The 19910-nt window shown below is 62.1% G+C and carries 20 protein-coding genes; 8 read left to right on the top strand and 12 right to left on the bottom strand.

Annotated features, from left to right (window positions below; translation table 11 throughout):
* Positions 1 to 7 precede the first annotated feature (7 nt).
* Both carB and greA read left to right on the top strand, forming a co-directional pair.
* Complete coding sequence (gene carB / locus AC3EC3_RS06115; protein ID WP_488488723.1) at positions 8 to 3331, top strand: carbamoyl-phosphate synthase large subunit; 3324 nt, start codon at positions 8 to 10, stop codon at positions 3329 to 3331.
* A gap of 117 nt (positions 3332 to 3448) precedes the next feature.
* Positions 3449 to 3925, top strand: a complete 477-nt coding sequence (gene greA / locus AC3EC3_RS06110; RefSeq protein WP_260923512.1) for a transcription elongation factor GreA — start codon at positions 3449 to 3451, stop codon at positions 3923 to 3925.
* Between the two features lie 77 nt (positions 3926 to 4002).
* Here the strand turns inward: greA and AC3EC3_RS06105 are convergent, their stop codons facing one another.
* From AC3EC3_RS06105 to AC3EC3_RS06085, 5 genes are all read right to left on the bottom strand, one after another.
* Positions 4003 to 4236, bottom strand: a complete 234-nt coding sequence (locus AC3EC3_RS06105; protein ID WP_260923510.1) for a DUF4170 domain-containing protein — start codon at positions 4234 to 4236, stop codon at positions 4003 to 4005.
* Between the two features lie 155 nt (positions 4237 to 4391).
* Entirely contained in the window at positions 4392 to 4997 is a 606-nt protein-coding gene (locus tag AC3EC3_RS06100) for a hypothetical protein (RefSeq protein ID WP_488488722.1), read from the bottom strand.
* Positions 4984 to 5331 carry a hypothetical protein gene (locus AC3EC3_RS06095; RefSeq protein WP_488488721.1) on the bottom strand — a complete coding sequence of 116 codons (348 nt, stop codon included), beginning with the start codon at positions 5329 to 5331 and terminating at the stop codon, positions 4984 to 4986. The genes AC3EC3_RS06100 and AC3EC3_RS06095 overlap by 14 nt, the downstream gene beginning before the upstream one ends.
* A complete protein-coding gene (locus tag AC3EC3_RS06090) occupies positions 5328 to 5726 on the bottom strand; it encodes a phage holin family protein (protein ID WP_488488720.1) in 399 nt (132 codons plus the stop codon). Before AC3EC3_RS06090 ends, AC3EC3_RS06095 begins: the two co-directional genes overlap by 4 nt.
* A 31-nt stretch (positions 5727 to 5757) precedes the next feature.
* On the bottom strand, positions 5758 to 6270 hold the full coding sequence (locus tag AC3EC3_RS06085; protein WP_488488719.1) for a hypothetical protein: 513 nt from the start codon (positions 6268 to 6270) through the stop codon (positions 5758 to 5760).
* Positions 6271 to 6489: 219 nt separating this feature from the next.
* Between AC3EC3_RS06085 and eno the strand changes: the two genes are divergently transcribed.
* The gene (eno, locus tag AC3EC3_RS06080; protein WP_488488718.1) at positions 6490 to 7776 is read left to right on the top strand and encodes a phosphopyruvate hydratase; all 1287 of its coding nucleotides are present in this window, start codon (positions 6490 to 6492) and stop codon (positions 7774 to 7776) included.
* A 133-nt stretch (positions 7777 to 7909) separates the two neighbouring features.
* Here the strand turns inward: eno and AC3EC3_RS06075 are convergent, their stop codons facing one another.
* Positions 7910 to 8482, bottom strand: a complete 573-nt coding sequence (locus tag AC3EC3_RS06075) for a MarR family transcriptional regulator (protein ID WP_488488717.1) — start codon at positions 8480 to 8482, stop codon at positions 7910 to 7912.
* A 517-nt stretch (positions 8483 to 8999) separates the two neighbouring features.
* Positions 9000 to 9140, bottom strand: a complete 141-nt coding sequence (locus tag AC3EC3_RS06070) for a hypothetical protein (RefSeq protein ID WP_488488716.1) — start codon at positions 9138 to 9140, stop codon at positions 9000 to 9002.
* An 84-nt stretch (positions 9141 to 9224) separates the two neighbouring features.
* On the opposite strand from AC3EC3_RS06070, the gene AC3EC3_RS06065 reads away from it, so the two are divergent.
* Entirely contained in the window at positions 9225 to 10394 is a 1170-nt protein-coding gene (locus tag AC3EC3_RS06065; RefSeq protein WP_488488715.1) for an NAD(P)-dependent alcohol dehydrogenase, read from the top strand.
* Between the two features lie 45 nt (positions 10395 to 10439).
* Here the strand turns inward: AC3EC3_RS06065 and AC3EC3_RS06060 are convergent, their stop codons facing one another.
* From AC3EC3_RS06060 to AC3EC3_RS06050, 3 genes are all read right to left on the bottom strand, one after another.
* The gene (locus AC3EC3_RS06060; protein ID WP_488488714.1) at positions 10440 to 11681 is read right to left on the bottom strand and encodes a multidrug effflux MFS transporter; all 1242 of its coding nucleotides are present in this window, start codon (positions 11679 to 11681) and stop codon (positions 10440 to 10442) included.
* A 199-nt stretch (positions 11682 to 11880) separates the two neighbouring features.
* Positions 11881 to 12291 carry a (R)-mandelonitrile lyase gene (locus AC3EC3_RS06055; RefSeq protein WP_488488713.1) on the bottom strand — a complete coding sequence of 137 codons (411 nt, stop codon included), beginning with the start codon at positions 12289 to 12291 and terminating at the stop codon, positions 11881 to 11883.
* 84 nt (positions 12292 to 12375) lie between these two features.
* Positions 12376 to 13359, bottom strand: coding sequence for an aldo/keto reductase (locus AC3EC3_RS06050; RefSeq protein WP_488488712.1), 984 nt, complete (start codon positions 13357 to 13359; stop codon positions 12376 to 12378).
* 120 nt (positions 13360 to 13479) lie between these two features.
* On the opposite strand from AC3EC3_RS06050, the gene AC3EC3_RS06045 reads away from it, so the two are divergent.
* Positions 13480 to 14373, top strand: coding sequence for a LysR family transcriptional regulator (locus tag AC3EC3_RS06045; protein ID WP_488488711.1), 894 nt, complete (start codon positions 13480 to 13482; stop codon positions 14371 to 14373).
* Positions 14374 to 14449: 76 nt separating this feature from the next.
* A complete protein-coding gene (locus AC3EC3_RS06040) occupies positions 14450 to 14674 on the top strand; it encodes a hypothetical protein (RefSeq protein WP_488488710.1) in 225 nt (74 codons plus the stop codon).
* Between the two features lie 169 nt (positions 14675 to 14843).
* Here the strand turns inward: AC3EC3_RS06040 and AC3EC3_RS06035 are convergent, their stop codons facing one another.
* Complete coding sequence (locus tag AC3EC3_RS06035; protein ID WP_488488709.1) at positions 14844 to 16154, bottom strand: MFS transporter; 1311 nt, start codon at positions 16152 to 16154, stop codon at positions 14844 to 14846.
* On the bottom strand, positions 16151 to 17257 hold the full coding sequence (locus AC3EC3_RS06030) for a DNA topoisomerase IB (RefSeq protein ID WP_488488708.1): 1107 nt from the start codon (positions 17255 to 17257) through the stop codon (positions 16151 to 16153). The genes AC3EC3_RS06035 and AC3EC3_RS06030 overlap by 4 nt, the downstream gene beginning before the upstream one ends.
* A 409-nt stretch (positions 17258 to 17666) precedes the next feature.
* On the opposite strand from AC3EC3_RS06030, the gene egtB reads away from it, so the two are divergent.
* Both egtB and egtD read left to right on the top strand, forming a co-directional pair.
* Positions 17667 to 18899: an ergothioneine biosynthesis protein EgtB gene (gene egtB / locus AC3EC3_RS06025; RefSeq protein ID WP_488488707.1), complete on the top strand. Its 1233-nt coding sequence runs from the start codon at positions 17667 to 17669 to the stop codon at positions 18897 to 18899.
* Positions 18900 to 18903: 4 nt separating this feature from the next.
* The gene (egtD, locus tag AC3EC3_RS06020) at positions 18904 to 19890 is read left to right on the top strand and encodes an L-histidine N(alpha)-methyltransferase (protein WP_488488706.1); all 987 of its coding nucleotides are present in this window, start codon (positions 18904 to 18906) and stop codon (positions 19888 to 19890) included.
* Positions 19891 to 19910: the final 20 nt, after the last annotated feature.

Genomic DNA, 19910 nt, shown 5'->3' with positions numbered 1-19910 from the left:
GGAAGCCATGCCCAAACGCACAGACATCTCCTCGATCCTCGTCATTGGCGCGGGGCCTATCATCATCGGCCAGGCGTGCGAGTTCGACTATTCGGGCACGCAGGCGATCAAGGCGCTGAAGGAAGACGGCTATCGCGTCATCCTGGTGAACTCGAACCCCGCCACGATCATGACCGATCCAGACATGGCCGATGCGACCTATGTCGAGCCGATCACCCCCGAAGTCGTCGCCAAGATCATCGAGAAGGAGCGCCCCGATGCGGTGCTGCCGACGATGGGCGGGCAGACCGCGCTCAACTGTGCGCTGGCGCTGTTCAACGACGGCACGCTGGAGAAGTTCGGCGTCCAGATGATCGGCGCCGATGCCGATGCGATCGACAAGGCCGAGGACCGTCAGCGCTTCCGCGACGCGATGGACAAGATCGGCCTCAATTCGGCGCGCTCGGGCGTCGCGCATACGCTGGACGAGGCCTTCGCGATCCTCGAAACCACGGGCCTGCCCTCGATCATCCGCCCCAGCTTCACCATGGGCGGCACCGGCGGGGGCATCGCCTACAACAAGGCCGAGTTCGAGGCGATCGTGCGCTCGGGCCTCGATGCCTCGCCGACCAACGAAGTGCTGATCGAGGAATCGCTGCTCGGCTGGAAGGAGTATGAGATGGAGGTCGTGCGCGACAAGCACGACAACTGCATCATCATCTGCTCGATCGAGAACGTCGATCCGATGGGCGTCCATACCGGTGACTCGATCACCGTCGCCCCGGCGCTCACGCTGACCGACAAGGAATACCAGATCATGCGCAACGCCTCGATTGAGGTGCTGCGTGAAATCGGCGTGGAAACAGGCGGTTCGAACGTACAGTTCGCGGTCAATCCGAAGGACGGTCGCCTGATCGTCATCGAGATGAACCCGCGCGTCTCGCGTTCGTCGGCGCTGGCGTCGAAGGCCACCGGCTTCCCGATCGCGCGCGTCGCCGCCAAGCTGGCGGTGGGCTACACGCTCGACGAGATCACCAACGAGATCACCGGCGCGACGCCTGCCGCGTTCGAGCCGACCATCGACTACGTGGTCACCAAGATCCCGCGCTTCGCCTTCGAGAAGTTCAAGGGCGCCGATACCCAGCTTTCCACCGCGATGAAGTCGGTCGGCGAGGTCATGGCGATCGGGCGCAACATCAAGGAATCGATGCAGAAGGCGCTGCGCGGTCTGGAAACCGGCCTCGACGGCTTCAACCGCGTGGTCGAACTGGAAGGCGCCGGGCGCGACGTGATCGTGGCGGCGCTCTCGAAGGCGACGCCGGACCGTCTGCTGGTGGCCGCACAGGCCTTCCGCGAAGGCTTCAGCGTGGACGAGATCCACGCCATCGCCCACTACGACAAGTGGTTCCTGCGCCACATCGAAGAGATCATCGCCGCCGAGGCCGAGATCATGAAGCACGGCCTGCCGGTCGATGCGCAGGGTCTTCGCAAGCTGAAGGCCATGGGCTTCTCGGACAAGCGCCTGGCCACGCTGGCCGTGCGCTCGGTGGGCGTCGCGGGCGGCATGGGCGAGACCCAGGCCAAGCGCTCGGGCCTGCTGCACGATGCGCTGCGCGCCATGGCCGGTGCTACCAGCGAGGACGAAGTGCGCAAGCTGCGCGAGAAGCTGGGCGTGCTCCCGGTGTTCAAGCGCATCGACAGCTGCGCCGCCGAGTTCGAGGCGGTGACGCCCTACATGTACTCGACCTACGAAGTCCCATTCTTCGGTGAGCCCGAGAACGAGGCGATGCCGTCCGATCGCAAGAAGATCGTGATCCTGGGTGGCGGTCCGAACCGCATCGGGCAGGGCATCGAGTTCGACTACTGCTGCGTCCACGCCTGCTTCGCGCTGTCGAAGGCCGGGTTCGAGACGATCATGGTCAACTGCAATCCCGAGACCGTCTCGACCGACTACGACACGTCAGACCGTCTCTACTTCGAGCCGCTGACCGCCGAGGACGTGCTGGAAATCCTGCGCGTCGAGCAGCAGAACGGCACGCTTGTGGGCGTGATCGTGCAGTTCGGTGGGCAGACCCCGCTCAAGCTCGCGCAGGCGCTGGAAGACAACGGCATTCCGATCCTGGGCACTTCGCCCGATGCCATCGACCTTGCCGAAGACCGTGAGCGCTTTGCTGCGCTGGTCGAGAAGCTGGGCCTGCGTCAGCCTGCCAACGGCATCGCGCGCAGCCGCGACGAGGCCGTCGCGGTCGCCAACCGTATCGGCTATCCGGTGCTGATGCGCCCCAGCTACGTGCTGGGTGGCCGCGCGATGGAGATCGTCGACAGCGAACAACAGCTCGACAACTACATTGCCACGGCGGTGAAGGTCTCGGGCGATTCGCCGGTCCTGATCGACCAGTACCTGCGCGACGCCGTGGAATGCGACGTCGATGCGCTGTGCGATGGCGATCAGGTCGTGGTCGCAGGCGTCATGCAGCACATCGAGGAAGCGGGTATTCACTCGGGCGACAGCGCCTGCTCGCTGCCGCCCTACAGCCTGCCTGCGGAGATCGTCGCCGAGATGGAGCGTGAGGCCGAGGCTCTGGCGTTCGGCCTTGGCGTGCGCGGCCTGATGAACATCCAGTTCGCGGTGAAGGACGGTGAGGTCTACCTCATCGAGGTGAACCCGCGTGCCTCGCGCACCGTGCCCTTCGTCGCCAAGGCGCTGGGTCAGCCGGTCGCCGCGATTGCTGCGCGTGTCATGGCAGGTGAGAAGCTGGCCGATTTCCCGGCGTTCAAGCGCGAGCTAGACTATGTCGCGGTGAAGGAAGCGGTGTTCCCTTGGGCGCGCTTCCAGGGCGTCGATCCGGTACTCAGTCCGGAGATGAAGTCCACCGGCGAAGTCATGGGAATCGATCGCGATTTCGCGACCGCATTCCTCAAGGCGCAGCTGGGCGCAGGCATGCGTCTGCCCGAAAGCGGCAACGTCTTCGTCTCGGTGAAGGACGGCGACAAGGCGCTGATCCTGGAAGCGGCGAAGGAACTGGTGGCCAATGGCTTCAGGATCATCGCCACGTCGGGCACGCAGCGTTACCTTGCCGATGCCGGGCTGCCGGTGGAACTGGTGAACAAGGTGGCCGAAGGTCGTCCGCATATCGTCGACCGGATCGTCGATGGCGACATCGCGCTGATCTTCAACACCACGGAAGGCTGGCAGAGCCTGAAGGACTCGCAGTCGATTCGTGGCTCTGCACTGACCGGCAAGGTGCCGTACTTCACCACTGCCGCTGCCAGCCACGCTGCTGCACAGGCGATTTCCGCAATGCGCGGGAGCCAACTTGAAGTGCGCTCGTTGCAGGATTATTATAGCTGAAATCGATCTTGCTTCCCCACATCGCTGCGGATCGGCCCGGCCCCTGATTGACGGGGGCCGGAGCGGGCAGTCGTCGCAGCTTTGAAGGCGGGGAGGCAACAGGAGGAAGATTGTAGAATGGCAAGTGTCGAAAAGCTGCCGATGCTGGCGGAAGGCTATGAAAAGCTTGCCGCCGAGATCAAGGCGCTGCGCGAAGAGCGCCCCCGTGTCGTGGACGCGATCGAGGAAGCGCGCGCGCACGGCGACCTTTCGGAAAACGCGGAATACCACGCCGCGAAAGAGCGTCAGGGCCAGATCGAGGCGACTCTCGCCGATCTGGAAGACAAGCTCAGCCGCGCGCAGATCGTGGATCCGGCTATGCTGACGGGCGACAAGATCATCTTCGGCGCCACTGTGACGCTGCTGGATGATGACGATCACCCGGTGAAGTACCAGATCGTCGGCCCGTATGAGGCGGACGCGAAGGTCGGGCGCATCAGCTACAACTCGCCGCTGGGCAAGGCGCTGATCGGTCGCCGGGCCGAGGACGAGGTCGAAGTGACCGTTCCTGCCGGCGACAAGTTCTATCAGGTGCAGAAGATCGAATTCATCTGAGTTCGATCTGCTGAAGCCTCAGGCAACAAAAAAGGCCGGCGGAAACGCCGGCCTTTTTTGTTGGAATGTCGAAGCGATCAGGCTTCGGCTGTCTCGGGCTTTTCGAGCAGCTTGTGCAGCGGCACGACGACGTACTTCATTTCGGCATCGTCAACCGTGCGCTGGGCATTCGCGCGCCAGGCTTCGGTAGCCGCTGCGAGGTCCGGGAACACGCCAACGACGTGCAGGGCGTTCAGGTCGACGAAATCGAGGCCGCGGGGATCCTTGACCCGACCGCCCATCACGAGGTGAAGTTTCTGCTGCTGCTGCATGGAAGTTGGCCGCTTTCCTTCTGTGGGAGATTGCGGCCCCTATATGGTTTGCATTTCGACCCGGCAAGACCACATTGCGGGAATTGACTGCCTATCCAATTGCGCGTGATGCAATCGAATAGGCGGCCGGATCGGTTGTTTGCACCCGATGTAAATCAGTCGCTCATGGCCTTGCGTACCGCACGGGCGCGCTTCATGGCTTCTGCACCGCGTTCGGCGGCATCGTCGGCAAGACTGTCGGCGAGGTCATGGGCGCGATGCGCGGCGGTTTTCGAGAGCGATTTCGCTGACGAGAGCAGGGCGGTGCCGAACTTGCCGACGCGCTGTGCGGCCTTGCTGCCGTATTCCTCGGCATGCTCAAGCGCAGCCTCGCGGAAGTCTTCCGAATTGTCGATCAGCTTGCGGGCACGGCGCGAAGCACGGGCACTGACCGTCTTGCCGAAATCCTCGGCGCGCTCTTCGGCATCGTGGCCGAACGTCAGGGCTGCAGCGCCTGCGGCCTTGGCGGCACTGAAAGCCTTCGAGGCGACGCGCTTGCGCAGGCCACGCGGCATCAGGGCGGTGGCCAGCACGCCGACGGCGATGCCGCCTGCCACCAGTGCAACCGGGTGGTCCTTCACGAACGCGACGACTTTTTCGGACGGGCGCGCATCGGGCTTTACTGTCTCGATCGGATTGCCGTGGATCGAGGACACGACGCCGGTGGTCGGCGTGCGGGTCGCTTCGCTGAGGACCGGCGTGTTCAGGTCAGGCTTCTTCATCGGGGGCCTCCTTCTCGTTCTGTCTGTCTTCGTACCATTGCGCCACGCCGCCAAGACCGGGAATATGGTTCATCAGCGCGATCAACGGGCTTCGCAGGAACCAAACCACAATCAGCCCCAAGGTTCCGGCAATTGCGCCGGGATGTCGCGCTGCCAGTTCCACCGCCTCATCGAACAGGTCGGCAGCAGGCTCGGCCACTTCATCTAGGATTCGCCCGGCGATCCCGCGCTGCTCGTAATCTGCGCGCAGATCGGCAACGCGCGTGTCGAAGGCGGCGCGGGCGCGGTCGCGCTCGGCCTTGTCCTGCAGGAATTGACGACGCAGACTGCTCATTCGTCGCCTCCCTTGCTGCGCAGCGCCGAAATCAGTCGTTTGACGCGCGATCGTGCCGACAGCGCACACAGCGCCGCCAGCACCAGCAGTCCCAGCGTGACGGCAGCCATCGCGCCCCACGGCGTCAGCAGCGGGCCGAGCGCGATCACAAGACCGACCACCAGCGCCAGAAATGCGAAGAACCCGAACACCGCCGCCATGACTAGCATGGCGACGACATTGCGCGTTTCCGCCCCGGCATAGGCCGCGCGACTTTTCTGGAACGCGATCTCTGCCTGGGCGAGGTCGAATGTCTCGTCGATCAGGCCACGCAAATCCTCGACGAGCGTTACCTCGTCATCCGGCTCCTGATGGAAAGGGGGCAGGGCGGGCGATTCGATTGCATCATCGGTCATCGTGCGTGCTGGAATATCGGGGCCGCAGGGCTCAGCCCTTCTTGAGCACACGTCCGATCATGTACCCGGCGGCCATCGCCATGCCGAGCGCGAGCACCGGGCTGGTGCGCACGAATTCCTTGGCATCGTTGCCAAGATCCTCGAGCGATTTCTCGTCCAGCTTGCCCGCTGTATCCTTCATCGCCTGCGAGGTGCTGCGGGCATAGTCGCCGTAGCGAACCCCCACCTTGTCATCGATGGTCTCGAGATTGTCGTCGAGCAGCTTGCTGAGGCCGACGATCGCCTGGCTGGTGCGGGTCTTGCCTTCGTTTGCCAGATCCACGGCTTTCTCCTTGGCTTGTGCCGCATAGCCATCGGCCTTGGTCTGGGCGTCGGCGGTGCGCGCCTTGGCTTCGGCGCTGAATTCGGCGGTGGAGGCTTTCAGCTTCTCGCGATAGCTGTCGGTCACGGCCTGAAGGCCTGCCTTGGCCTCTTCCATGGCCTTCGTGAAGTGAGACTTGGCGGCGGCGTCTGCCGTCGAAGCGGTCGCGTCGGTTTCGGCCATAATGTCTGTCCTTCCTCGATTGTTGCGGTTTCCCGTGGGATTTCATTGCATTGCCATGCAATCCCAAAGGTGCCGGAGATATGTACCATAACGCACATTGATCGTCAGGGGTACACATCTTGTCCCTCAGGTGTTGCAACGCAACTTGCCTCGCGAAGTTCCCCTGCTAAACCGCGCACGACTGCGCCTTCAGAGCGCCCTAGAGGAGACACCGAGACAATGACCGCGATTATCGACATCCACGGCCGCGAAATCCTGGACAGCCGCGGCAATCCCACGGTTGAAGTCGACGTGCTGCTCGAAGACGGCAGCTTCGGCCGTGCTGCCGTTCCCTCGGGCGCATCGACTGGCGCGCACGAAGCCGTCGAACTGCGCGACGGCGACAAGAGCCGCTACATGGGCAAGGGCGTGCTCAAGGCCGTCGACGCCGTGAACGGCGAAATCGCCGAGCTGCTTGTCGACCGGGATGCCGAAGATCAGCGCGACGTAGATCTCGCCATGATCGATCTGGACGGCACCGAGAACAAGGGTCGTCTGGGCGCCAACGCCATCCTCGGCGTGTCGATGGCGGTGGCCAAGGCCGCTGCCAATGCGCGCGGCCTGCCGCTCTATTCGTACATCGGCGGCGTTTCGGCGCATGTCCTGCCAGTGCCGATGATGAACATCATCAACGGCGGCGAGCATGCCGACAACCCGATCGACTTCCAGGAATTCATGGTCATGCCGGTCGGCGCCGATTCGCTCGCCGAAGCGGTGCGCTGGGGTTCGGAAATCTTCCACACCCTGAAGAAGGGCCTTGCCGAGAAGGGTCTCGCCACTGCCGTGGGCGACGAGGGCGGCTTCGCGCCCAACATCGCCAGCACGCGGGCGGCACTGGACTTCATCGGTGCCTCGGTGGAAAAGGCGGGCTTCAAGCTGGGCAGCGATGTCTATCTGGCGCTGGACTGCGCCGCGACCGAGTTCTTCAAGAGCGGCAAGTACGAGATCAGCGGCGAGGGTCTCTCGCTGTCCCCCATCGAATTCGCCGACTACCTTGCCAAGCTGACGCAGGACTATTCGATCATTTCGATCGAAGACGGCATGGGCGAGGACGATTTCGAGGGCTGGAAGGCGCTGACCGACAAGATCGGCGACAAGGTCCAGCTGGTGGGCGATGATCTGTTCGTCACCAACCCCAAGCGCCTGACGATGGGCATCGAGCAGGGCCTCGCCAACTCGCTGCTGGTGAAGGTCAACCAGATCGGCACGCTGACCGAGACGCTGGAAGCCGTCTCGATCGCCAATCGTGCCAGCTACACGGCGGTCATGTCGCACCGTTCGGGCGAGACCGAGGATGCGACCATTGCCGACCTCGCCGTTGCCACGAACTGCGGCCAGATCAAGACCGGCTCGCTCGCCCGTTCGGACCGGCTTGCCAAGTACAACCAGCTTATCCGCATCGAGGAAGAGCTGGGTTCGGCCGCCCGCTATGCCGGCAAGGCCGCCTTCGGTCGCCTGAAGTTCTGAGGATATTTCCGAAAGTTCGATAACACGATGTGTTCGGGAGGCGCGAAGATCGCGCTTCCCGGATACCGAGATATGATACCGAGATATAAGGCGCTTATGCAGGGGCACGGGGTGTTCTGAGCGTGAGCTGCTCTCAGCGACCGCCTGCAACCGCACTCTGTTTGGCGCCGTCGAGCAGCACGACCGAGCGCGAGGCTGCGCTGAAGTATTCCAGCATCGCCGCATAGCCCCTCGCGCTCAACTTCACATAGACCCTGCGGGCATCGCCCGGATCGGCCTCACGGACCAGAAAGCCCTGCTTTTCGAGTATGGTGATCCAGCGTAGTGCTGTCGTCGACGGGACGGCCGAGCCGATACAGGCGCTTGTCACCGAGACGCGGCGGCGTTCCTTGATCGCGATAAACAAGTCCAGCAGGATATCCCAGGCAGGTTCGCCAAACAGGCTTTCCGACTGGAAGATCTTGGTTCGCCTGCGCCGGTCGTCATAAGTCTGCCGTGCCAGTTCGACCCAGATCGGGTGGTCCTGCCCTGCCTCGGTTTTTGCAGGTGTTCCGCTTCGCAAGAGAGGCGGCGTTGCGGCGGCGAGCATCACAGGTTCGGTCTGGCCGATTTCCAGATCACGAGCGAGCGCAAGCAATTCGTTGGCTATTCCGATCAGCCTTACCGCCTTGGCGCGATTGCGCATTACGGTTTCAGTATTGTCCATGCCTGTCCCCCCGTACATTGCCGATAGCCGCCCCCCGGCAACTGCGCGGCAATGCGCTTTTCAGATAATGCAGTTGTCCCGATACGGACTCGGGACGGAGGACGCCGCAGTGCGGTAGCGGCATCCCCGGCGTCTCGATGAAATCGTGAGCCTGTCGCCGATTATGCATTGTGCAGCGCAGTCATCGCGCGGAGCTAAATCCGAAACGGTGACATTCTCTTTGGCAGGATCGGACGGGTTTTATCCTTTGCGGAACCCTTGAGAGGTGTCGCAGCCAGGATGGGGGCAGAGAAAGCGACAAAATCGGTCGCGGTCGTGGCAGAGGTTCCATCTGCCGTGGTTTTCCGCTGCGCTGCAGGCGCCTTTTGGCGGTGCTCTTCGCAAGTGGGCTATCGAAAGAAAGGCCAAGTTACATCGATATTGGTGATATTTTCTCGTATTTACGGGCTATTACCTAGCTTGTTGATTCTGCACGAAGGCGACCCCGATGTGTGTTGCGGAGGGGAGGCAGGAAGCCTCAGGCAGAGGGCTTCAGGTCGCCGTAGAACCAGGATGCCGTAACGCCACCATCCATCAGGAAATCGCTGCCGGTAAGGAACGCGCCATCCTGCCCCAGACAGGCGCCTGCGTCCGTGTGAAGATCCGCTGCTTCGACCAAGTGCAGTCTGTTTCATGACTGTGGTTGATAGGCTCATGCCAAAAATGCCGAATTATCGGTTGTGACCACTCCACCTACCCTGTCGTGGCAGTCGCAGGTCGCGACCGCGATCACCGAAGGCATTCGGAGCAATTCGGACATGCCAGCCGCCTGCGGAAAGCAGGCTGTGATCGTTCCATTTCGATTTCAAGGATGCTTATGCCGACTTCCATCAAGGCCCTGGGGACAAAGGGCTCCGACCAGCCTATCGAGTTGCTGTCCATCGAACGTCGCGATTTGCAGCCGGACGATGTGCAGTTCGATATTCTCTATTGCGGCATCTGCCATTCGGATCTGCATCTGGCGCACAACGATTTTGGCGGCAGCCGGTATCCGATGGTGCCGGGCCATGAGATCGTCGGTCGCGTCACCGCTGTCGGCAGCACGGTGAAGAGCTTCAAGGTGGGGGACATGGCTGCCGTCGGTTGCATCGTGGATTCCTGCGGAACGTGCCCTGCGTGCCATCGCGACCTGGAGCAGTTCTGCAGTGGAGAAGGTGGCACCAGCCTGTCATTCAACACGCCGGACAAGTATCTGGGCGGGGCAACGTTCGGCGGTTATTCGCAGACCTACGTGTGTAAGGAGGCCTATACCCTGCACATGCCCGAGGGAATGGATCCGGCCGCAGGCGCTCCGCTGCTGTGCGCCGGCATCACCGTTTATTCACCGCTCAAGCACTGGGGCGCAGGTGCAGGCAAGGTCGTGGGTATCATCGGGATCGGTGGCCTTGGACATGTTGCGATCCGCATTGCAAGAGCGATGGGCGCCCATGTCGTGTGCTTCACGACGTCGCAAGGCAAGGTCGAGGATGCGAAGCGCCTCGGGGCCCACGACGCGGTGCTCTCGACCGATGCTGATCAGATGAAGGCGTTCGCCTCCAGGGTCGATATTCTGATCGATACCGTTTCGGCGCCGCATGACGTCAATGCCTATCTGAACCTGCTGGCGATCGACGGCAGTATGGTGCTTGTGGGTCTGCCCAACGAGCCGCTGCAGGTGGGCGCTTTCAATGTCGTGAAGGGGCGCCGCAGTTTCTCGGGTTCGAACATTGGGGGGATTGCCGAAACGCAGGAGATGCTCGATTTCTGTGCCGAACACGACATCGTGGCGGATATCGAACTTATCTCCGCAGATCGGGTGAACGAAGCCTATGAACGGCTCGAGAAGAACGATGTGCGCTATCGCTTCGTGATCGATATGGCGACGCTGGCCTGATGCGATGTCTCCCTGCCTTGTATCATGCAGGGCAGGGAGACCGCTTCAGCGGGCGTCTTTCTTCGCGTTGGCCAGAACGAAGGCGCAGGCAAGACTGCCAAGGCTGGACGCCAGGATAATGAAGCCCATCGGGCGGGGGGTGCCGTCTGCGAGGATGCCTACCAGCAGCGAACTGAAGATCCCGCTGCCGTATTGCAGGCCGCCGGTCAGCGCCGATACGGCGCCGCTTCGTTCGGGCGCGAGTTCCATGGCTCCGGCGATGGAGTTGGCCACGATCAGCCCGGTCGCCGAAATATAGAAGAACAGCGTCATCACCAGCCCAGTGAGCCCGAACGCATCGGTTGTCGCGGCAAAGGCGATGCACGCGGCGGAAAGCGCGGCTAGCAGGCAGCCCGCCATCAGCATGCGATCGGTGCCGAAGCGATGAACAAGCCGTGCGTTGGCCATGTTGCTGGCCATGATGCCGATCACGCCAAGGCCGAACAGCAGTCCGTAATATTGCGGCGGCAAGTGGTGATAGGTGATGTAGGCGAAGGGCGATCCCGCGACATAGGCGAACATCCCGGCATAGAAAAATGCGCCCATCCCGATGTAGGCGAGAATGCTGCGGTTCTGCAGCAAGGTGGCGTAACCGGTCAGGGCGCGGATCAGCGGCACGTCATGGCGTCGCGATACCGGCAAGGTCTCGGGCAGTGTCGTGATGGCGTATGTCGTCACGAGGCCGACGGCCACCAGCAGCCAGAAGATCGCGCGCCAGCCTGCCACCAGCAATACCTGCCCGCCCACGAAGGGCCCGATCAGAGGTGCCACTGCCATGATGGTCATCAGTGTGGACATCATGCTGGCGGCGCGCGTGCCCTGATAGAGGTCGCGCACCATGGCACGCCCCAGCACAACGCCCGCGGATGCGCCGATGGCCTGAAGTATGCGCGCGGAGATCACCGCCCAGATCGTTGTTCCCAGCGCACAGCCCGCTGATCCCAGCGCAAACAGGACAATACCCAGCAGCACCGGGATGCGGCGCCCGTGGCGATCACCTACCGGCCCCCAGACCAGCTGCCCAAGGCTGAAGCCGATCAGATAGCTGGTGACGGTCCATTCAGTCGTGCCGACATCGGCGTGCAGCGCATGGGCCATGGTGGGCATGGCGGGGAGATAGAGGTCGGTCGAGATCGACGCGAAGCCCATCAGCGCACTGAGAATGCCGAGCACGCGCCAGCCATGAGAGGTGACGGCGGGCTCGGATGTGCCGGGTGCCCGAGAGGGAGAGGAAGCAGTCTGTGTCATAGGATGTGTGGTCATCGTATCGGATGGAGGTACGAGGCCGCCTGAGAGTCCGTTTGAAAAATGCCTGCGGCGGCATTTTTGAGGCGGCACCGGCCCTCTCCCCCACCCTATCACCCGCAGGATGCTACCGTTGGGTGGTAGGGTGGGGGAGAGGGCCGGTGCCGCCAAATTCGGCATGGCCGAATTTTCAAACGGGCTCTCAGCGTTCAGCCTCGCCGGCCAGATAGTCCTCGTCGCTGACATGCTCCAGCCAGTCGACCGCACGGCCTTCGAACATTTCGGCGATGGCGACATGGGTCATGGCCGTGGTGGGCGTGGCGCCATGCCAATGGCGATGACCCGGTGGGCAGTAAATGACGTCGCCTGCGCGGATCTCGACTTTGGCTTCGCCTTCGCACTGCGTCCACCCCGTGCCCGAGGTTACGAGCAGAACCTGACCGAGCGGATGGGTGTGCCAGGCTGTACGGGCACCGGGTTCGAAGGTGACGATGGCGCCGCCTGAACGGCCCGGCGCCATAGCCTGGAACGGGGTGTCGATGCGGACCTGCTCGGTGAAGTATTCGGCTGGCCCCTTGACCGAGGGCTGGGTGCCGTTGCGGATCAGTTTCATGGTGATATTCCTTTGGTTCTGTGAGGTTCGGCCGACGAGAGAAGGGCCGGGGAAGGCAAACGTCTCGATCGCCGGCCGGGACGATCAGCGACCCACGCGCCCCGCGATGGAGGCCGGGTAGCGATCGCCCGCAACAGGGAAGGCTGCGAGTGTACGATGGATGCCGGCAAGGTCGTTTTCGTCGAGGTCGAGCCGCGCAGCGCCAAGGTTCTCGTCAAGGCGATGACGTTTCGTGGTGCCGGGAATCGGAACGATGGAAGGGCTTTGCGCCAGCAGCCAGGCGATCGCGATCTGCGCAGGGGTGGCGTCGTGGTGCGCCGCGATGGCCTTCAGTTCCTGCACCAGCGCATCGTTGGCCTTGCGGTTCGCTTCCTCGAAGCGCGGCACCACGGCCCGGAAATCGTCTTCGCCGAAGGTGGTCTGGGCATTGATCGCACCTGTCAGGAAGCCTTTGCCGAGCGGGCTGAACGGCACGAAGCCGATCCCGAGTTCGGCGCAAAGCGGCAGGATCTGCGTTTCGGGTTCGCGCCACCACATCGAATATTCGCTCTGGAGCGCGGTCACGGGCTGTACGGCATGGGCGCGACGGATGGTTTCGGCACCGGCTTCGGACAGGCCGAAATGCCGTACCTTCCCCTCGGCGATGAGGTCGCGCACCGTTCCTGCCACATCTTCGATCGGCACGTTCGGATCGACGCGGTGCTGGTAGAACAGGTCGATATGATCGGTTCCCAGGCGCCGGAGCGAGGCTTCGGCCACGGCGCGGATCGTTTCCGGTCGGCTGTCGAGCCCGCTGGCGGGCTTGCCGTCGATGAAACCGAACTTCGTGGCGATCACGACGTCGTTCCGAACGTCGGCCAGCGCTTTGCCGAGCAGTTCCTCGTTGGCATAGGGACCATAGGCCTCGGCCGTGTCGAAGAACGTGACACCGCCGTCATAGGCGGCACGGATCAGGGCCATGCCATCGCCTTCGCTGACCGCAGGTCCATAGCCGTAGCTTAAACCCATGCAGCCCAGCCCAATGGCCGAGACCTGCAATTCATCAATTCCAAGGCTTCTTGTTTGCATGACTGCATCTCCTGTCGTGGCGCCTGTCATGGCCGCGATCTTGCAGGCGAGGAGATAGATTGCATCCGGTCGCACGATTAGTGCATAATTATAGCATGGCTCTATTAACAGGAATCATCAATGCAGCGCGATGACCTGATCGATCTGAACGCCTTCATCGCGGTGGCGGAAGAGCGCAGTTTCACCAAGGCTGCAAACCGCATGGGGCTGTCGCAGTCCGCGCTCAGCCACAAGCTGCGGCGTCTGGAGACGCGGCTGGGCGTGCGGTTGCTGTCGCGCACGACGCGCAGCGTATCGCCGACCGATGTGGGGGAACGTCTGCTGGCAGGCCTCATTCCTGCCTTCGCGCAGATCGAGGGCGAGCTTGAGCAGATCGGTGAATTGCGTGAGCGGCCCTCCGGTTTGATCCGTATCACCGCTCCCTCGCATGCCAGCAAGACCGTGCTGTGGCCTGCGGTTGCCGGAATCATGCGCGATTACCCCGAGATCGAGGTCGAGATCAGCGTCGATTCCGGCCTGCGGGACATCGTTGCAGATCGTTTCGATGCCGGTGTGCGTCTTGGCGAACAGGTGGCACGTGACATGATCGCGGTGAGGATCGGACCGGATCTGCGCATGGCCGCAGTGGCGGCTCCCGGTTATTTTTCGCAGCATGGTTATCCCGTCTTTCCGCAGGATCTGGCCGGCCACCGCTGCATCAACCTGCGCATGGTGACATCGGGGGGGCTCTATGCCTGGGAGTTGGAGCGGGAGAGCCGCGAACTGAACGTGCGGGTCGAAGGCAGTTTCACGTCGAACAATGTCGATCTGATCATCCAGGCGTCGCTGGACGGTTTTGGCATCTGCTTCGTGCCGGAGGATTACGTCGCGCCATATGTTGCCGCAGGGCAATTGGAGAGGGTGCTGGAAGACTGGACGCCGCCTTTTACCGGCTACCACCTCTATTATCCCAGCAGGCGTCAGCCCAAGGCCGCATTCACGCTCTTGGTCGAGGCATTGCGCTTTCGGGAGTGAGCCTTATGCGCAAGCAGGCACGTGGGGATATTGGGTGAATGAATTTCATCAACTTGCGTGACAAGTTCGCTCCGGTGTGCACGACCATCTTGCAAGGCAAAGCCGCTTGCAGCCCTTATCGGTTGATGCCGGGCAGACACCATCGGAGATCACCTCAATCCTTGAACTGATCTTCAAGATGCGTGAGCGATGTCAGGTAATGACCGCTACACAATGCGATTCTGCTGTGGCGAAACTGGAGGTGCACCGCCTCGCAGCTGCTGAAAAAGTGCTGAAAATGGAAAGTGCTTCAGATGATTGACACTATGAGACTCAGCAAAAAACCTTGCCTCGTTCGTCAGCCTACCTTGGATTGCCTCAGGTCAAACGATTCGATTTCTTGCTTCACATTTTCGTTTTGTCACCCGGTAAATTTTATCGAATGAAGATGTATTCGATTTAAATGATGTACGATGATTTGTAGCGCGGCGTTATCGGCTGGGAAGAGATGAGGGGCTGTGATTTTTCGCTGCCGTACGGTTCAAAAATCCAGTCTCGCCCATGCCAAGTAATACGGGAAGGACAACGATCGCTACGAATGCAATCATCATGCCGGGCACCAATGGAGTGCTTAGCTTATCACTCAGCAGTTGCGCGGTGTAAGGTGCGAGTCCTCCGAAAATGGCTGTGGCGCCAGTAGCACCGATGGCCAGGCCGCTAAGGCGATTAGCGGCGGGGAAAAGCTCTGCAGTTGTTACTGCACCGACCGCGCTGACAGCGCCACCGAGCACGGCTAGAAGCAGAACCGCACCAGGGATCAGGCGGGAGGTGCCACCGGTCATCGTGGCGAAGAGGGCTATGGGCAGGGGTATGGCGCAAACACACAGGGCAAGGAGCACAGGGCGCCGCCCGATCCGGTCAGCCACGATTCCGACCAATGGCGTTACCGCAATCACGGCGACGGCTGCTGCCGTGGAAAGCTGCAAGGCGGCGACTTCCCGCATTCTGCCGATGTGGGTCAGGAATGTGGGGACGTAGGTTATCCCAATGTAGTAAGTGATCGAACCAAGTGCGGAGATGGCAAACCCTTGGGCAATCGCCCGGCGATGATGGCGCAAGGCGTCGAATAGCGGGTTACGCGGCGTGTGGCCGGTTGCGATCTGCTGCTGGAACGCCGGGGTTTCCTCCATGAACGAGCGCGCGATCCAAAGCCCCGCTGCAAGCAGGGCGCCCAGGAAAAAGGGTATGCGCCAGCCCCAGTCGGTCAATGCCTGCGGGCTCATGAGGCTGACCGTGATTGTGCAGACGGCTGCTGCCAGCAGTCCGCCCACCTCGCTAGCCGCCGCAGCGAGGGATGTGACGAGGCCTCGGCGATGGGAAGGGGCGCTCTCCAGCAGGTACGCGACCACGCCGGTGTATTCACCGCCGACCGAGAACCCCATCGCACAGCGCAGAACGACGAGCAGAATGCCCGATGTATGGCCGATCGTCGCATGGGTCGGCAGGCAGGCGGTGGCCAGCATGGCAAGGCTCATCAATCCCATGGAGATCAGCATCATGCGCCGACGACCGAAGCGATCACCGATATGGCCGAACACCGCGGCGCCTAGAGGACGCATAAGATAGGCCACCGCGAAGCCTCCCAATGTGGAGGCAAGGGCGGCGTTGCCCTGACCGAAGAACACGCGGGAAATCACCGTTGCGAAATACAGGTAAAGCGTGAAATCGTACCATTCGACGACCGTCGACAGCGCTGCGACGACGATCGACATTTTCGAAACGTGGGCGGCCTCGTGCGTCATGCCCGACCCTGGGCCTTGCGTTCCAGGCGGCGTTGCAGGAAGTCCAGAACGACGGCTTCTTCCGGGCGCAGCGTCGTGACATCTTCGCGCAGTTCCGTCTCCACGGCGTTCCTGGCTTCAAGCACCAGTTCGTTGTTCAGGTAGCTCTCGAAGATTTCGGGGTGGATATAGCACTTTCGGCAGACGGTGGGCGTATTGCCCAACCGGGCGGCGACGGCTTCGATCGCGCTGCGGACATTGCGCTTGGCGGCCGCCTCGCTATCCACCTTTTCGTATTCCGCCAGTGCTATTGCAGCGAGCACGGTTCCGTTCCAGGTGCGGAAATCCTTCGCGGTGATCCGGGTGCCGGATATCTCTCCCAGATAGAAATTGATATCGCCGGAAGTCACTTCGCATTCCTGCCCGTCTTCGCCGATGTACTGGAACAGGTGCTGGCCCGGCAGGTCCTGGCTGCGCTTGACGATGGCGGCAATGCGCCTGTCTTTCAGTGTCAGGTTCCACTGCTTGCCGCTCTTGCCCTTGAAACGGAAGCGCAGTTCCGAGCCGTTCACCGTGACGTGGCGATCGCGCAGCGTGGTCAATCCATAGCTCTTGTTCTGTCTGGCGTAATCGCTGTTGCCGATGCGGATCATCGTGCTTTCCAGCAGGTGAACCACGGCGGCGAGAACTTTCTCTTTGGGCAGGCCGCGCCGGGAGAGGTCGGATTCGATACGGTTGCGAATGGCCGGCAACGCCCGCGCGAAATCGAGCATGTGCTCGTATTTCGTGCTGTCGCGAACTTCGCGAAAACGCGGATGATAGCGATATTGCTTGCGGCCCTTCGCGTCCCGTCCGGTTGCCTGCAGGTGCCCGTTGGCGCGGGGACATATCCAGACATCGGTATAGGCGGGCGGAACGGCCAGAGCCGCCAGCCGTTGCAGCTTCTTCTCGTCCTTTATCAGATGGCCACGGGTGTCGTGGTAGCGAAAGCGCCCGCGACAGGGTGTGCGGGTTATGCCTTTGCTCTCGTCCGAAACGTAGATGAGCCCCGCGTTTTCCGCTGCTTCGCGGGGATCGACGATGCCGCCGTCATACCGCTGTTCCGATTTTCCTGCCGTGGCCATACATGCTCAAGGCATAACGGTGCGTCGCGTTCCTTAATCCGAGACCGGCCGCGCGATTTTCATTGCCCACACAGCTTAGATGTCTTTCTGCCGTTGAAGAATCCGGCCACAGGCCCGCTTGATATCCGCACGGTGCGTTGCCCACGACGCCATGATCATGCGGAAGGCGTCCGGGGGCACGGCTTGTTCCTGCGCCCGTGCTTCATTGGATGTGGTGTGAGGGTTCATGTGTGGAACATCTCGGATCGCCGTTGTGATTGTCGCGATCGTAACATGATGCACGCGTGACCGGTTCCGCTATGTGGCTCTGCCAGCCCTTCTCATGGAGCAATCCGTCGCACGAACCCGCCGAGCGGCAGAATGTTGAGCAGGGCATGCATCTTATCCTGTCCCTTGCCGTTACGAAGGCATGGCGACTGCACTGGAAACATCGCGCGCGCCCCGCAGCGCCGGCCTTGAGCGCTTTCGCGCGGTAAGGGCGCTATCGCAGGCGCTGGCCGAGCGGCTCTCGGACGCCGACGCCACCGTACAGTCGATGCCGGATGCCTCTCCCGCGAAGTGGCATCTGGCGCACACCACCTGGTTCTTCGAGACTTTCGTGCTGCGCGATCACGTTCCGGGCTATCGCCCGTTCGATCCTGACTGGGCCTACCTGTTCAATTCCTATTACGAGGCTGAAGGGCCACGGCACGCGCGTCCGCTGCGCGGCATGCTGACGCGCCCCTCTCTCGCAGCCGTGCTGGATTACCGCCATCACGTCGATCGGGAGATGGAGCGGTTGCTGGAACGGGACGACCTTTCGGACCTGATCACGCTTGGCCTCAATCATGAGCAGCAGCATCAGGAATTGCTGCTGACCGACATCAAGCATGCGCTGTTCCAGAACCCGCTTGCGCCTGCCTATTCTTCCGTATCGATGCCCCACCCCTGTATTGTCGATGCCGACGATTGGTGGCGCTGCGATGGAGGGATCAGGTCGATCGGGCATTCCGGCGAGGGTTTCGCCTTCGACAACGAAGGCCCGCGCCATCAGGTGGTGATAGAGCCCTTTGCGCTTGCGCGGCGGCTCGTCACGAATGGCGAATGGGACGCGTTCATCGCGGATGGCGGCTATCGCAATCCGGCGTTGTGGCTGTCCGATGGCTGGGCATGGATCAACGCGCAGGAGATCGAGGCGCCGCTCTACTGGCGCGATGAAGAGGCGTTCACGCTCGCGGGTTTGCAACCGCGCCATCCCGATGCGCCGGTTGTCCACATATCGTTTTACGAGGCCGATGCCTACGCGACCTGGGCGGGCTGCCGATTGCCGACCGAATTTGAATGGGAAGTGCTGGCAGGCGATCACGATCCCCTGACCGGTGTTCAACTGGACACAGCAGAAGCCGTGGCGCCGTCAGGCTCGCCAGGACTGTTCGGGGACTGCTGGCAGTGGACCCGCTCGGCCTATCTTCCCTATCCGCGCTTCCGACCGACAGCAGGCGCGGTGGGCGAATACAACGGCAAGTTCATGTCGGGCCAGTGCGTGCTCAAGGGCGCCAGTTGCGCGACACCGCGCGGGCATTCGCGCGCCAGCTACCGCAATTTCTTCCCCCCCGAGAAACGCTGGCAGTTCACCGGCCTGCGCCTGGCAAAGGACATCTAGACCCATGGCTACCGCAGTACACGATCTGATCGACACCGATCGCGACCTTTTGCGCGCGCAGTTCCGTCGGGATGTCCTGACCGGTCTCGCCCAGCGGCAAAAGGCCATCCCCGCGCGGTGGTTCTATGACCATCGCGGCAGCGAGCTGTTCGAGGCCATAACCCGTCTTCCCGAATACTACCCGACCCGCACCGAGGCGGGCATCCTGATGGCGCATGCGCCCCGGATCGGACGTATGGTGGGATCACGCCACCATGTCGTGGTCGAGTTCGGTGCAGGCAGCGCAACGAAGACACCGTTGCTGCTCGACGCGATCTGGACAGCGGCCTACGTTCCCATCGATATCTCTGGCGATTTCCTGGAGGAGGCCTGCGCTGCACTGGCGCAACGCTACCCCGATCTGCCGATCCATCCGGTGGAAGGCGATTTCGGCACGCCAACCCGCTTGCCACCCGAAGTGGAGGGCCATCCGCGCCTCGGCTTTTTCCCCGGTTCCACCATCGGCAACATGGAGCCGATGGCGGCGTCGGATCTGCTGCGCGCGATGCGAAGCACACTGGGTGAGGATAGCCTGCTGCTGATCGGCTTCGACCGGATCAAGGCAACGACCGAACTGGTCTCGGCCTATGACGATGGCCAAGGCGTCACGGCGGATTTCAATCTCAATCTGGCGTGCCGGATCAATCGGGAACTGGGCGGCAATATGCCTCTGGAAAGCCTTGCACACCGGGCGGTCTGGAATGACGAGCGCGCGCGGATAGAGATGCACATCGAGGCGCTCGATCCCATCCGCTTCGATGTCTGCGGACGCCGCTTCACGATGCAGGCGGGAGAGACCATACACACCGAAAACAGCCACAAGTACGACCCGCGCAGTGCCAACACGCTGCTGCTCGCCGGAGGCTGGGAGCCGCTGCACTGCTTTGGAGATGCAGAGGACAAGTTCATGGTGATCCTCGCACGCGCCATCGGTGGCGAACAGACCGCCTGAATTGACAAGCTTGCCGGTAG

The organism is Novosphingobium sp. BAM6, from assembly GCF_057784955.1.
This window is presented reverse-complemented; position numbering and strand designations above follow the sequence as displayed.